The sequence below is a fragment of the Streptomyces himalayensis subsp. himalayensis genome, assembly GCF_013778455.1.
Lineage (GTDB): Bacteria > Actinomycetota > Actinomycetes > Streptomycetales > Streptomycetaceae > Streptomyces > Streptomyces himalayensis.
In genome coordinates this window covers 36046-49621 of the sequence record NZ_JACEHE010000001.1, presented here as the reverse complement: position 1 = coordinate 49621, position 13576 = coordinate 36046, and the positions used below count along the sequence as shown (strand labels likewise).

Genomic DNA, 13576 nt, shown 5'->3' with positions numbered 1-13576 from the left:
GCGCGCGTGGGGGTCGCTCGTAAAGGAGCCGCCCGCTCGTTAAGAAGCCGCCCGCTCGTAAAGGAGCCCCCGGGGATTGTCGGTGTCGGCGGCTAGGCTCGCCGCATGGCTGTGAACACGTCTGCCGAAGCACCGCTGCCCGTCGGTGAGGTGTCGCGGCTCATCGGGGGCTGGATCGACCGGCTCGGGGCCGTATGGGTCGAGGGCCAGATCACCCAGCTCTCGCGGCGCCCGGGTGCGGGCGTCGTCTTCATGACGCTGCGCGACCCGTCGTACGACATCTCGGTCGGCGTCACCTGCTATCGCCAGGTGTTCGACGCGGTGGCGGACGTCGTGTCCGAGGGCGCCCGCGTCGTGGTGCTCGCGAAACCGGAGTGGTACGCGCCGCGTGGGCAGCTGTCGCTACGAGCGGCGGAGATACGGCCGGTGGGCGTGGGCGAGCTGCTCGCGCGCCTCGAGCACCTGAAGAAGTCGCTGGCGGGCGAGGGCCTGTTCGCCGCAGAGCGCAAGAAGCCGCTGCCGTTCCTGCCGCAGCTCATCGGCCTGGTCTGCGGCCGCGCATCGGCGGCCGAGCGGGACGTACTGGAGAACGCCCGGCACCGCTGGCCGGCGGTCCGCTTCGAGGTGCGCAACGTCGCCGTGCAGGGTGTGCACGCGGTTCCGCAGGTCGTGCAGGCCGTGAAGGACCTGGACGCGCTCGACGAGGTCGACGTGATCATCGTGGCGCGCGGCGGCGGCAGCGTGGAGGACCTGCTCCCGTTCTCGGACGAGCAGCTGGTACGGGCGGTGGCGTCCTGTCGTACGCCGGTGGTGTCGGCGATCGGGCACGAGCCGGACAACCCCCTCCTCGACTTCGTGGCGGACCTGCGCGCCTCCACACCGACCGATGCGGCCAAGAAGGTCGTGCCGGACGTAGGCGAGGAGCTCGAGCGGGTGCAGTCGCTGAGGAACCGGGCCCGGCGCTGCGCCGAGGCCTTCGTCGACCGCGAGGAGCGTGGCCTCGCACACGCCCTGACCAGGCCCTGTATGCAGGATCCGCACCGCATGGTCGAGGAGCGCGAGCAGCACATCGAGGCGTTGCTTGCGCGCAGCCGCCGCACGCTGGCCCACTGCCTGGACCGCGCGGACTCGGAGCTCACGCATACGCACGCGCGCGTGGTGGCGCTCTCCCCCGCGGCGACGCTGCAGCGCGGGTACGCGGTCCTGCAGAAGGCGGACGGCCACGTGGTCCGGGCGCCGGACGAGGTGGCGGTGGACGAGGAGCTCCGGGCCCGGGTCGCGGAAGGCGAGTTCATGGTGCGAGCAGCGGGGCCGGCAGGGCGGGACGAGTCGACGCATAGGGTGGGCGCATGACCAGCAGGACGGACGAGGCCGGGGCGAACGAGGCGGCGGGCACCCTCGGATACGAGCAGGCGCGGGACGAGCTGATCGAGGTCGTACGCCGCCTCGAGGCGGGCGGCACCACGCTCGAGGAGTCACTGGCCCTGTGGGAGCGGGGCGAGGAGCTGGCCAAGGTGTGCCGACGCTGGCTGGAGGGGGCGCGGGCCCGGCTGGACGCCGCGCTCGCCGACGAGGAAGCGGAAGCCGGCGACGGTACGGGGAACGGCGCCGCGGCGGGCGGCGCCGACGACTGACGACCGGCGGCAGGCGGCTGGCGGCTGGCGGCTAGTGGTGGCCGACTGGCGCCCGGCGGCTGCCCGCAGCCGGTGGCCGACTGGCGGCAGGCGGCAGGCGGCAGGCGGCAGGCGGCTGACCGCAGCCAGTGGCCAGTGGTCCGGGCCCATCGGCCATGGGGAACGGGCATCTCGTCCGTAGGGAGCAGGCACATCGGCCGTGGAGGAGACCGGCATGCGCCCGGCATCGTGGAACTGTCAGCCCCCACAAGGGTGCGGCCGCCGCAAGCGTTACAGGTTTGTGAAACCGGTCACCCGAGCTCGCGCTTTGGTTGAACTTTAAACGTAATCTGCGTACGGTCGTTCCTGCCAGCTTGATCCATGGATCGCCCTGATCCGCCGGATCGACCGCGTATCTCGAGAAGGTTCATTTCATGTCCCTCGTTCTTGACCCCGCCGCCCAGGACCTGCTCTTCCGTGAGGCCCGCACCGCGAACACCTTCACCGACGAGCCGGTGACGGACGAGCAGGTGCAGGCGATCTACGACCTGGTCAAGTACGGTCCGACCGCCTTCAACCAGTCCCCGCTGCGCGTCACCCTGGTCCGCTCCCCCGAGGCCCGTGAGCGCCTCGTGAAGCACATGGCCGAGGGCAACCAGCCGAAGACGGCCACCGCCCCGCTCGTCGCGATCCTCTCCGCGGACAACGAGTTCCACGAGGAGCTGCCGGAGCTCTTCCCGCACTTCCCGCAGGCCAAGGACGTCTTCTTCTCGGAGCGTCCGGCCCGCGAGCAGGCCGCGGGCCTGAACGCCGCGCTGCAGGCCGCGTACTTCATCGTCGGCGTCCGCGCCGCCGGGCTGGCCGCCGGCCCGATGACCGGCTTCGACTTCGAGGGTGTCCAGAAGGAGTTCCTGGACGGCGACCACACTCCGCTGATCATCGTCAACATCGGCAAGCCCGGTGAGGACGCATGGTTCCCGCGTTCTCCGCGGCTGGAGTTCGACCAGGTCATCACCACGGTCTGACGTCCCTGGACGGAACCAGGAACCAGGACGGCCCCCGGCGCATCGCCGGGGGCCTTTCCCTTTCCTCAACGTACTTCTCGAGGCACCCGCCGTCGTGGTGTTGCGCCCGCGGGTTCCGCCCCAAACTGCCCACAACGGTCAGCGCACCACTCACGACGTCCTCAGTGCGCCCGCCATCTTCGTCAGCTGGCCGAACGAACCCGTGCCCGTGATCACCGTCGTGTAGCCGTCGCCCTCGAGTACGAGCGCGTCGTACTTCGGGCCCTCGTAGCGGTGCCACGTCTGATCGCCGATCTGCTCGGCGACCTTCGTCTTCTCTGCGCCCTGGCTCTTCTGCTCGATGAAGTCGGCCGGCTTGTCGGTGGACTGCTCGACGGCGACGTACTGGCCGTCGGCCGTGTGGAAGCCTAGATGCCATGCGTCGTGGTCGGCGCCCTGGAACCGCACCGACGTCGGCTTCCACTCCTTGGGCAGGCCCTCCGGCGCCGCCACCGGGTACGCCGCCGCGCGGCGCGCCGTCAGCAGATCGACGCGGTAGTCGACACGCTTCAGGGGTGTTTGAGTGCCGTCGTGCGGGATGAAGAGGTATATGAAGAACGCGACCAGAATGATCACGCCCAACGACAGCACCATGTCCCGCACGGTCTGCTTGCCTTTCGTACCTGCCACGCCCCCATCGTCGCAGGTCCCCGTCCACGCCCCGGCACCCCCCTGCCCCGAACGCGACAACTGTGACGAGCGCTATGCCTGGCCGCTCCCTATCCGCTCATACGTAGGGCCCACTGCTCATTTTGTCAGCCTGCCGATAGAGTCGGGACTCATCACCCTCAGCCGGCCGCCCGCCCGTCTCCCACCACCGCCCTTCCAAAGAGCCCTTCGGGCGCTGCCCTGTTCGTATCAGAAAGGTGCGTCTCGATGACCGAGAATCATCTGCCTTCCGAACTCGAGGTCTCACCCGAGGCCCCCGACCGCAACCTCGCCATGGAGCTCGTCCGGGTCACCGAGGCCGCAGCGATGGCCGCGGGCCGCTGGGTGGGCCGCGGGGACAAGAACGGCGCCGACGGCGCTGCGGTACGGGCCATGCGCACCCTCGTCTCCACCGTCTCGATGAACGGCGTCGTCGTCATCGGCGAGGGCGAGAAGGACGAGGCGCCCATGCTCTTCAACGGAGAGCGCATCGGCGACAGCACCGGGGCCGAGTGCGACATCGCGGTCGACCCGATCGACGGCACCACACTGTGCGCCAAAGGCATGCCGAACGCCATCGCGGTGCTGGCAGCCGCCGACCGCGGCACCATGTTCGACCCGTCCGCCGTCTTCTATATGGACAAGCTGGTCACCGGTCCCGAAGCCGCGGACTTCGTCGACATCAACGCTCCCGTCTCCGTCAACATCCGCCGGGTCGCCAAGGCCAAGGGGTGCTCTGCCGGGGACGTGACCGTCGTCATCCTCGACCGGCCCCGCCACGAGGGGATCATCAAGGAGATCCGGGAGACCGGCGCCCGCATCAAGCTGATCTCCGACGGCGATGTCGCGGGCTCCATCCTGGCCGTCCGCGAGGACAGCGGCATCGACCTGCTGATGGGCATCGGCGGTACGCCGGAGGGCATCATCTCGGCGTGCGCGATCAAGTGCCTGGGCGGCACGATCCAGGGCAAGCTGTGGCCCAAGGACGACGAGGAGCGGCAGCGCGCCCTCGACGCCGGCCATGACCTCGACCGCGTCCTGTCCACCAACGACCTGGTCTCCGGCGAGAACGTGTTCTTCGTCGCCACCGGCATCACCGACGGTGAGCTGCTGCGCGGAGTGCGGTACCGCGCGGAGACAGCGTCGACGTCGTCGCTGGTCATGCGGTCCAAGTCCGGCACCATCCGGCAGATCGACTCGGTACACCGCCTGTCGAAGCTGCGCGCCTACAGCGCCATCGACTTCGACCGCGCGCAGTAACCGAACCGACCGCCTGGACCGACTGTTCCAAGCAGTTGACTGCCTGGTCCAAGCAGTTGACTGCCTGGTCCGCACCCACGCGATATGAGGCGCCCTCTGTGCGGGAGGGCGCCCCATTTCACGTACGGACCACGGGCTACCGGCTACCCGGCCGCGGCCATCGGGTCGGCGGCCCGGGCCGCCTTCTTCAGCTCCAGCTCGCGCCTGCGGCGGCGGGCCAGGACCACGCGGCGCTCGGCGGCGGTCAGGCCGCCCCACACGCCGTACGGCTCGGGCTGCAGCAGCGCGTGCTCGCGGCACTCGACCATGACGGGACAGCGGGCGCAGACGCGCTTGGCGGCCTCTTCGCGAGACAGCCGGGCGGCGGTGGGTTCCTTGGACGGGGCGAAGAACAGTCCGGCCTCATCGCGGCGGCACACGGCCTCGGTGTGCCATGGATTGTCCTGATCGCGGTCTCGCACTGGGACCCGCCGGGGCGGAACGGCAGCTACCTGCAGGGACTGATGCGGCGGTTGCAGCACGGTCTACTCCTGACGACGGCTTCGCGAGCGAGCGGCGATGGAGCATGGTCTACCCGCTGTGCGCGCGCCTATGCACTAAGTTCCGATGCACGAAAGTTCGCCGCACAAAGCCGTGCCGACTCGCCGCCCTCCGGAGCCCCGGGAACCGCGAACCGGCTCAGTGCCCCAACCGCTGAACCGGCTCAGTGCCCCAAGTGCTTGCGCAGATGGCGGTCGATACGGTCCTGCAGGTCGCGTACGAGCTTGCCCCGCTTGGGCCTCGCCTCGATGTTGCCGAGGACGGCCATGCCGTCGACGAAGACCACGGGGGCGTCGCGCTCGGCCGAGTCGAGCGTGTCCACCTCGAAGTTACCCAGCACCCCGCCGCCGTTCCCGCGCAGCGAGATGTTCTCCGGGACGCGGATCTCCACGTTGCCGAAGACCGAGATCGCCTTGATCACGACCTGCTGGTACTCGAAGATCGCCTCGCTGAGGTCGATCTCGACGCTGCCGAAGATCGCGTACGCATGGGTCCTGCGGCCCACGCGCCAACGGCCCTTGCGGACGGAGCTGCTGAAGACCGCGACCAGGTTCTCGTCGGCGACAGACGGCACCGCGCCCGCGGTAGGCCGGGACGGTGCCGGGTCGTACGCCGCGGAGGCGAAGTCGGTGCCGGAGCCGGCGGCATCGCGGCCCGCCGGAAGGTCCCGGACCAGCGGTTCGAGTTCGCCGAGGGTTTTCGCGCGATAGACGCCGTCGATCCGCTCGGCGTGCTCGTCGGCCGTGAGCCTGCCCTCAGCGAGGGCCTCACGGAGGATGTCCGCGATCCGGTCGCGGTCCGCGTCGGAGGCGCGGAGCGCCACGGGCTCGCGCAGGTCCGCGTCGGAGGCGCGGAGCGCCACGGGCTCGCGCATCGACTCCTGAACAGGACCCGGATCGGGCTCCGCCACCGGGGCCCTGCCGTCGCCTTGAGCCTTCGCTGAGTCTTGCTTCTCGAGGTCCACGACAGCAGCGTACCCAAACGCGATAGATCGCGACTACCCCACAGTCCGGCCGGGAACGGCCCGGCGCGGTCGGCCGGAAGCAATCGAACTGAGCCTTACCTCACAACCTCGCCCGACTCGCCAAGTTCTACGCTGGTGGACGCTGTGAGCGCTGCCGATGAGGGCCAGTCGCCGCGTCTGTCGAGTGAGGAATGGGCGAAATGCCGGAGTTCGCATATACCGATCTGCTGCCGACGGGAGAGGACACCACGCCGTACCGGCTGGTGACCTCCGAGGGTGTCTCCACCTTCGAGGCCGACGGGCGGACGTTCCTCAAGGTCGAGCCCGAGGCGCTGCGCAAGCTCGCCGAGGAGGCCATCCACGACATCCAGCACTACCTGCGTCCGGCCCACCTCGCGCAGCTGCGGCGCATCATCGACGACCCCGAGGCGTCGTCGAACGACAAGTTCGTGGCGCTGGACCTGCTCAAGAACGCGAACATCGCGGCCGCGGGCGTCCTCCCGATGTGCCAGGACACCGGCACCGCGATCGTCATGGGCAAGCGCGGCCAGAACGTCCTCACGGAGGGCGGTGACGAGGAGGCCCTGAGCCGCGGTATCTACGACGCGTATCTGAACCTCAACCTGCGCTACTCGCAGATGGCCCCGCTCACCATGTGGGAGGAGAAGAACACCGGCTCGAACCTCCCGGCGCAGATCGAGCTGTACGCGACGGACGGCGGCGCGTACAAGTTCCTCTTCATGGCGAAGGGTGGCGGCTCGGCCAACAAGTCGTTCCTCTACCAGGAGACCAAGGCCGTCCTGAACGAGGCCTCCATGATGAAGTTCCTGGAGGAGAAGATCCGCTCGCTCGGCACGGCCGCCTGCCCGCCGTACCACCTGGCGATCGTCGTCGGTGGTACGAGCGCCGAGTACGCCCTGAAGACCGCGAAGTACGCGTCCGCGCACTACCTCGACGAGATTCCGGCGGAGGGCTCCGAGCTGGGCCACGGCTTCCGCGACAAGGACCTCGAGCAGAAGGTCTTCGAGCTGACGCAGAAGATCGGCATCGGCGCGCAGTTCGGCGGCAAGTACTTCTGCCACGACGTCCGGGTCGTCCGTCTCCCCCGCCACGGCGCGTCCTGCCCGGTCGCCATCGCCGTCTCCTGCTCGGCCGACCGCCAGGCCGTCGCGAAGATCACCGCCGAGGGCGTCTTCCTGGAGCAGCTGGAGACGGACCCGGCGCGCTTCCTGCCGGAGACCACGGACGAGCATCTCGAGTCGGACGGCGACGTCGTGAAGATCGACCTCAACCAGCCGATGGAGTCGATCCTCGCCGAGCTGACCAAGTACCCGGTCAAGACGCGCCTGTCCCTCTCCGGCCCGCTGGTCGTGGCCCGCGACATCGCCCACGCCAAGATCAAGGAGCGCCTTGACGCGGGCAAGGAGATGCCGCAGTACCTGAAGGACCACCCGGTCTACTACGCGGGTCCGGCGAAGACCCCCGAGGGCTACGCGTCCGGCTCCTTCGGCCCGACGACGGCCGGCCGCATGGACTCGTACGTCGAGCAGTTCCAGGCCGCCGGCGGCTCCAAGGTCATGCTCGCCAAGGGCAACCGCAGCAAGCAGGTCACGGACGCGTGCGACGCTCACGGCGGCTTCTACCTCGGCTCCATCGGCGGCCCCGCCGCCCGCCTCGCCCAGGACTGCATCAAGAAGGTCGACGTCGTCGAGTACGAGGAGCTCGGCATGGAGGCGGTCTGGAAGATCGAGGTGGAGGACTTCCCCGCCTTCATCGTCGTAGACGACAAGGGGAACGACTTCTTCCAGGACCCGGCGCCGGCTCCTACGTTCACGAGCATTCCGGTGCGGGGGCCGGGGCTGGCGTAACGCCCGTCGTTTGAAGGGCGGCCCCCACCCGCGGCACCGCGGGTGGGGGCCGCCTCGGTCGGCTCCACCCGGGGCGTCAGCGCTCGACTTCAGAATATGTTCTGAGTACTCTGAGTCCATGACCCTGAGCCAGCCCGAAGCCGTGACTTTCTCGGACCTCTCCCGCAACCCGAAGGCCGTCGCCGAGCGTGCGACCCGGCTCGGGCGGCTGCGTGTCACGCACCGGGACGCGCGCGACTTCTACCTGACCGTCGCCGAACGCGAGGAGCAGCGCGACCAGACCCTGTCCATGGCCTCGCACGTCCTGCTTGCCCTGATGCGGAACGACGCGAGCACCCGCGCACTGCTCGCGGCCATACCCGAGGTCTTTCCCTGGGCGAGACATCTGCGGCCGGACGAAGTCCACGCGTTCACCGTGGAGTTGGTGGAGGCCCTGTCGGACGCGGCCGAACTCGACCTCGACCGCAACGCGACCGAGGTCATCGCCGGATGGCGCGCCACCGCCCGTATCAAGGCCGATCCGGCGCAGTACCGCGAGGCAAGGGAGGCCACCGAAGGCGATTACGGGCCCGTCGAGGTCGTCGAGGTCATCGAATGAGCCCGAAGCGCGGGGACCGGGTGACCGTTCCGCCACCGGAGAACCAATGGGACGTACGCTTCGGCACGAGTGAGGCGGTCAAGGGCTGGGAGGAACTCTGCCGCCTCGCCCTCGCCAATACCCGACGGTGTCTCGACATCCTGCGCATCAGCCCCGATATCCCGGACAACCCGGATCGCCAGCACCGGTTGCGCGGCGACCTCGCCACACATCGCCACAACGGCCGCGATCTGGACCAGTGGGAGTACGAGGTCACCAGCGGCGGTCGCGTCCGATATCTCGTGGACGGCAACAAACGGACGGTCTGGGTGGTGTACGCCTCTCCTAGCCACCCCAAGGACACCGACCGCCGCTAGGTTCCCGATGACCGAGCCCCTGCCGATGGCCTGAGCATGGCCAGTGTGCTGGCGACCGTTCCAGACACCAAATGCGGCGCGCCGAACGGGCGCCACCACCATCCGTAGAGACGTCCGGTTCGATCTTGCCCATCAATCGGCTGATTGATGGGCAAGCGAGGGTCAGCCTTCAAGGTGGTACGCGAGGTCGATCAGATCAGGCAGTCGCAGCACCCGTCCGTCGAAACCTGGCAAGAGGACATGCAGCGACTCGGTCCAGCGGGCAGGGATCGCATCCAGTCCGTAGTAGGCGCCCGCGAGGCCTCCGGTGACCGCCGCGACGGTGTCAGTGTCACCGCCGAGGTCTATGGCCGTGCGTGCCAGGACGGCCATCTGTGTGTCATCCGTGGCCTCGCCCGGATCCCAGCCGCCGCCTCCGCTCATCTCGCCGCCAGCGCCAGGCGTGGGGAACCGCGCGGAAAACGCTCCTCGAGGGCCGAACTCGAAGGGACCTCCCAGCGCGTCACCCACCGCTGAGCCGACGACCGCACCGGCGCTCCGCTGAATCCGCTTCACTCATGCAGGCTAGATGATCTATTCCGAGGGGTCAGTGATCGTAGGCGATCAGTGAGCGTAGGACGGTTTGTCCGGTGGCGTCGTTGTGCCAGATCGCGGCGGTCAGCGCGAGGATGCGTTGCATGATGCGGCTATGACACCTCCGGGTGTGCGCCCTCGGTGCCGTTCGAGGTCAAGCTGTCCCTTGAAGGTCTCGTTGATCGATTCGATGGGCCTGTCGCAGCGGCTTGAACAGGGCTGCGCCAGGCCGTTCCCGTTCACCTTTACGGGCAGGCCGCAGCAACTGGACTCCATGCTCGGACAGTTCGCGTTCGAAACCACGGCCGAAGTAGTTCTTGTCGCCGATGAGAGTCTGTCGGGGCGCTCTCGCAGAAGCTCGCATTCGCCTGCCAAGAGGTCAAGGAGGGTCTCGCGTTCGTCGGCCTTGGCCCCGGTCAGGGCGAAGGCGATGGGCAGGCCCTGAAGAGTGATGGGCAGGCCCTGAAGAGTGCAGGCCAGGTGCAGGCGCAGGCCCCAGAAGAAGCGGCTGTGGCTGGCGCAGTAGCCGTATTCGGCCCAGCCTGCCAGGTCGGAGCGTTTGACGGTCTCGCGGGAGCGGCCGCATTCCATCGGGGTGGAGTCCACGACCCATACGTCGTCGCTCCACACCGAGGTGGTGGTGGCCAGGATCCGGTTGATGCTTCGCATCAGACCGGCGGCCTTGCGCAGCCGCTTGTTGTAGCCGGGCTGCTGGGGCAGGTAGGGGAAGAGGTGGCGCAGGTGGGCACGGGCATGGCGGAGCCATTTGGCCTCGGAGGTGAAGCCGAGTATGGCCTGCATCGTGGCGAGGGTGACCAGTTCGGCATCGCTCAGGCGGGGCGTAATGCCGACCGGCGGGCGCCACGGCGCCAGCTCGGGATGCTCCTTCAGCATGTCGTCGGTCGTCGCATAGAGTGCTGTCGCGAGGGTGTCCACATCGTTCGTCACAAAACGATCTTGGACACCCTCGTTCTCGTCTCCGCAGGCACCCCTTGGACCACACCACCAGGAGGAACCAGTGTCACACCCGCAACTGCTCACCCCCGAGGAGAAGCTCGCCGACGCGAAGAAGCAGCTCAGCCTCCCGCGTATCGTCGTGATCTGCGGCTCCACCCGCTTCATGACCGAGATGACCGAGGCCGATCTGCGGGAGACCAAAGCCGGAAAGATTGTCGTCAAACCGGGCTGTGACATGAAGTCGCCGCACGAACTTTGGTCCGATCCTGTCGAGGCCGAGGCGCTGAAGGTTCGACTCGACGACCTGCACCGGGCGAAGATCCGGCTCGCTGATGAGGTGCTCGTAGTCGGCGACTACATCGGAGACAGCACCCGAGCCGAAATCGCCTACGCCCGGTCGCTGGGCAAGCCCGTGCGGTTCACGCACCCCGAAGTCGACCCTGACGCCTGACCGCCCGCTGCCACCTCGACAACCAGGGCCGGCAGCCCGCCGCCTGACCGTCTCGCGGTGGCTTCGGCCGCCGCCCACCCCACACCCCCTGCAGGCATCCCTTGGAATTGATCATCTAGTCGTGCCGCACGGGCGGCGACACCCGCTGATTCAGCGCGGGGCAGTAGGGCCGAGTTCGAACCACAGCAGCTTTCCGTCCCGCCCGAAGATGTCGTTGCCGAGGGGCCAGCTACCCCAGGCCTGCGCGTAATGGCATACGAGAAACAGCCCGCGCCCGCTCTCGGCCTCCCCTGGTACGACCGCTGGGCGAAACGGACCGTGCCCGCGATCGAAGGGGGGCGGGATGTGCGGATCGGTGTCCCACACGCTCAGCCGCAGCCGCCCGCCGTCGAGCGAGCGCAGCCGTAGAGCGGCGGGCCCCTTGGAGTGCCGGTAGGCGTTGGTGACCAGTTCGGACGTCAACAGCTCCGCTGGTTCGGCCAATTCAGTCATAGCGTGCTCGGCGAGCACCGCCCGCAGGGTTCGGCGGGCGATACGTGCGGCCCGGGGGTCGTACGGCAGGTGGAGAGCGTACGACCAGAACGGCGACCCTTCTGACTGGGGCGGGGATACGGTGAGCATGAACGCCTCCTGCGGTTAGGGGACTTGGTTCGCTCAACGCGTCCGGCCATGCGGTGGCAGTGCCGCGCGGGCGGGCACCGCGGTGCACTTCCGGCTTACGGGTCGGGCCAGTTGAGCCAGCTGATGCCACGACCGTAGAGCTTAAGGTGATAGATCTGCCACCTTGAAGGTGATAACTCGTAGGGAATCACCTGTGTGAGGGACGGACACGGACCGAGCCGCTCATCAACGCGAGAGGAAGGGCAGTGCCGCCCACCAACACCCCCACCCTTCGCCAGCGCCGACTCGGGGCCGAGTTGCGCAAGCTCCGGGAACACGCCGGGCTCTCCTCGACCGAGGCGGCCCAGCAACTGGGCGTGCAGCAGGCGCGGGTGAGCATGATCGAGGCAGGCCGCTACCCCGTGAGCGCGGACCGCGTACGCGCCATCGCCCTCACGTACGCCTGCCCAGACGAGTCACTCGTGGACGCCCTGGCTGCTATGACCGGTCGGCGGGTGCGGGGATGGTGGGACGAGTACCGCGACCACCTGCCGCCCGACCTCATCGACCTCGCCGAAATGGAGCACCACGCCACGGCGTTGAGGGTCGCTCTGACCATCCACATCCCGGCGCTGCTCCAGACCCCAGACCACACCCGCGCCATGCTGCGCGAGGCGGTACCCGCCTTCCGCCCGCACGAGATCGAGCACCGACTCTCACACCGCATCAAGCGGCAGACGGTCCTGCATCGCGACAACCCGTCGCCTTACACGGCGCTGCTCCACGAGGCCGCCCTGCACATCCAGTACGGCGGCCCGGACACCGCCCGCGCCCAGCTCACCCATCTGCTCGAACTGAGCGAAGAGGACCACATCACCATCCGCGTGATCCCCTACAGCTGCTCGGGATTCCCCGGCAACGGCCAGTCGATCAACTACGTGCACGGCACGGACCCGCACCTCGACACCGTGCAGCTGGACACCCACCACGGCTGCGACTTCCTTGACGCCCAGGCCCAGTTGACCAAGTACCGCACTATCCTCGACCGCATGGAGGCCGTCGCGCTCAAGCCAGAGGCCTCACGCGAACTCATCGCCGACATCATCCGGAGCCTGTGAAGCAGTGGCCGACATACCCCCGTTCGCCTGGCAGAAGTCGACGTTCAGCCCGGACGGTTCCGATTGCGTGTACGTGGCCGCCACTCCGGACGGAACGATCCTGCTCCGCGAGAGCGACGAGCCGGAGGTGATGCTGTCCACCGGACCACGCCAACTTCGGGCTTTCATAGCCAACTTGCGGACCGCAGATCGCATGAAGCCCGCATGAACGCTGGTGGGGCTCATTTCATGCCGCCCTATCAGGCCAGTTTGACGAGTTGGGCATCACCGACCTCGGTGGCCCTCGACGGCGGGCCTCGACGCTTCTTCACAGCTTTCCCCCGACCAGGACCGTGCGATGGCCCCCCAGTGCCTGTGCGAAGCGGTTGAGAAAGCGGGGGCTGAACTCGGGCCAGTCCCAGAACTCAAAACCCAGGTACCCGAAGGCGTAGTAATCGTCTTCCCAAGTCCACGCGGCCAGATCACTGGAACAATTGCAGTGCTGGCAGCTGACGGTGGACCTGCCCGTGTCGTACCAGGTCTCGATAGCCTTCTCGAACGGGTCCCAGGCACCCTCGATCACGTCCCAGTGGTCGGTGTACAGGTCTGTGGATGCCGCGCAGCGAGGGCAGATGGCGTACATGGCGTCGCCCTGGCCGCCGTGGAACACGGTTCGTCCGCTCTCGATGTTGAGTCCGTCGCTGGGTTCCCAGTCCTCTTGGCTGACGGCCTTGGCCCAGAGTGGGCCCGGCGGGTGGCCCAGCGGGGCGCCGAGAACGCAATTGGTGCGCTCAGCGAGGACTACCCCTTCCGCAACCAGCCAGTCGCGGCCGCGGGCTGCTAGTACCGAAGCATCTACAGCAGTGGCGTCCAGGTCGACGATGGTTTGGAAGTGGCTTCCCATGGGGGCACTGTAGAAGGCTCCACCGACAGCGCTTGGTCCCGTGGCCAGGCTGACCTGGCATTGCTGACACCGCGGTTCCCCGC

The 13576-nt window shown here is 68.2% G+C and carries 16 protein-coding genes and 1 pseudogene; 10 read left to right on the top strand and 7 right to left on the bottom strand.

The features are described 5' to 3' along the window. Window positions 1–105 precede the first annotated feature (105 nt). The 3 genes from xseA (at window position 106) to H1D24_RS00240 (ending at window position 2638) form a co-directional block, all read left to right on the top strand. Entirely contained in the window at window positions 106–1353 is a 1248-nt protein-coding gene (gene xseA / locus H1D24_RS00250) for an exodeoxyribonuclease VII large subunit (RefSeq protein WP_181655265.1), read from the top strand. Beyond that, window positions 1350–1634 carry an exodeoxyribonuclease VII small subunit gene (locus H1D24_RS00245; protein WP_181655264.1) on the top strand — a complete coding sequence of 95 codons (285 nt, stop codon included), beginning with the start codon at window positions 1350–1352 and terminating at the stop codon, window positions 1632–1634. The genes xseA and H1D24_RS00245 overlap by 4 nt, the downstream gene beginning before the upstream one ends. A gap of 413 nt (window positions 1635–2047) precedes the next feature. Continuing rightward, on the top strand, window positions 2048–2638 hold the full coding sequence (locus tag H1D24_RS00240; RefSeq protein ID WP_181655263.1) for a malonic semialdehyde reductase: 591 nt from the start codon (window positions 2048–2050) through the stop codon (window positions 2636–2638). A gap of 150 nt (window positions 2639–2788) precedes the next feature. On the opposite strand, the gene H1D24_RS00235 is transcribed toward H1D24_RS00240, so the two are convergent. Continuing rightward, the gene (locus H1D24_RS00235; RefSeq protein WP_181655262.1) at window positions 2789–3307 is read right to left on the bottom strand and encodes a DUF4245 domain-containing protein; all 519 of its coding nucleotides are present in this window, start codon (window positions 3305–3307) and stop codon (window positions 2789–2791) included. Between the two features lie 246 nt (window positions 3308–3553). Between H1D24_RS00235 and glpX the strand changes: the two genes are divergently transcribed. After that, window positions 3554–4585, top strand: coding sequence for a class II fructose-bisphosphatase (gene glpX / locus H1D24_RS00230; protein ID WP_181655261.1), 1032 nt, complete (start codon window positions 3554–3556; stop codon window positions 4583–4585). 143 nt (window positions 4586–4728) lie between these two features. On the opposite strand, the gene H1D24_RS00225 is transcribed toward glpX, so the two are convergent. Both H1D24_RS00225 and H1D24_RS00220 read right to left on the bottom strand, forming a co-directional pair. Beyond that, entirely contained in the window at window positions 4729–5106 is a 378-nt protein-coding gene (locus H1D24_RS00225) for a WhiB family transcriptional regulator (RefSeq protein WP_181655260.1), read from the bottom strand. A gap of 182 nt (window positions 5107–5288) precedes the next feature. Next, complete coding sequence (locus tag H1D24_RS00220) at window positions 5289–6089, bottom strand: DUF1707 SHOCT-like domain-containing protein (RefSeq protein ID WP_374063972.1); 801 nt, start codon at window positions 6087–6089, stop codon at window positions 5289–5291. Window positions 6090–6289: 200 nt separating this feature from the next. On the opposite strand from H1D24_RS00220, the gene H1D24_RS00215 reads away from it, so the two are divergent. The 3 genes from H1D24_RS00215 to H1D24_RS00205 all read left to right on the top strand — a co-directional run bounded on the left by H1D24_RS00215 (window position 6290) and on the right by H1D24_RS00205 (window position 8911). Next, complete coding sequence (locus H1D24_RS00215) at window positions 6290–7957, top strand: fumarate hydratase (RefSeq protein WP_181655259.1); 1668 nt, start codon at window positions 6290–6292, stop codon at window positions 7955–7957. Between the two features lie 118 nt (window positions 7958–8075). Beyond that, window positions 8076–8555, top strand: coding sequence for a DUF6247 family protein (locus H1D24_RS00210; RefSeq protein WP_181655258.1), 480 nt, complete (start codon window positions 8076–8078; stop codon window positions 8553–8555). Further along, entirely contained in the window at window positions 8552–8911 is a 360-nt protein-coding gene (locus H1D24_RS00205; protein ID WP_181655257.1) for a hypothetical protein, read from the top strand. The genes H1D24_RS00210 and H1D24_RS00205 overlap by 4 nt, the downstream gene beginning before the upstream one ends. Window positions 8912–9073: 162 nt before the next feature. Here H1D24_RS00205 and H1D24_RS00200 read toward each other — a convergent pair whose 3' ends face one another. Together H1D24_RS00200 and H1D24_RS00195 are read right to left on the bottom strand one after the other, a co-directional pair. After that, window positions 9074–9466 (bottom strand): ADP-ribosylglycohydrolase family protein, encoded by a 393-nt coding sequence (locus tag H1D24_RS00200; protein ID WP_181655256.1) that lies wholly within the window; start codon window positions 9464–9466, stop codon window positions 9074–9076. A gap of 31 nt (window positions 9467–9497) precedes the next feature. Beyond that, window positions 9498–10432 (bottom strand): annotated as a pseudogene (locus tag H1D24_RS00195) (IS982 family transposase). A gap of 70 nt (window positions 10433–10502) precedes the next feature. Between H1D24_RS00195 and H1D24_RS00190 the strand changes: the two are divergent. Next, window positions 10503–10892, top strand: a complete 390-nt coding sequence (locus H1D24_RS00190; RefSeq protein ID WP_181655255.1) for a hypothetical protein — start codon at window positions 10503–10505, stop codon at window positions 10890–10892. Between the two features lie 150 nt (window positions 10893–11042). Here the strand turns inward: H1D24_RS00190 and H1D24_RS00185 are convergent, their stop codons facing one another. Further along, window positions 11043–11513, bottom strand: a complete 471-nt coding sequence (locus H1D24_RS00185; protein WP_181655254.1) for an ATP-binding protein — start codon at window positions 11511–11513, stop codon at window positions 11043–11045. Between the two features lie 245 nt (window positions 11514–11758). Here H1D24_RS00185 and H1D24_RS00180 point away from each other — a divergent pair, with 245 nt between their 5' ends. Next, a complete protein-coding gene (locus H1D24_RS00180) occupies window positions 11759–12610 on the top strand; it encodes a helix-turn-helix domain-containing protein (RefSeq protein ID WP_181655253.1) in 852 nt (283 codons plus the stop codon). A 4-nt stretch (window positions 12611–12614) separates the two neighbouring features. Further along, a complete protein-coding gene (locus H1D24_RS00175) occupies window positions 12615–12818 on the top strand; it encodes a DUF397 domain-containing protein (RefSeq protein ID WP_309484156.1) in 204 nt (67 codons plus the stop codon). Between the two features lie 99 nt (window positions 12819–12917). On the opposite strand, the gene H1D24_RS00170 is transcribed toward H1D24_RS00175, so the two are convergent. Then, entirely contained in the window at window positions 12918–13493 is a 576-nt protein-coding gene (locus H1D24_RS00170) for a hypothetical protein (RefSeq protein ID WP_181655252.1), read from the bottom strand. Between the last annotated feature and the right edge of the window lie 83 nt (window positions 13494–13576).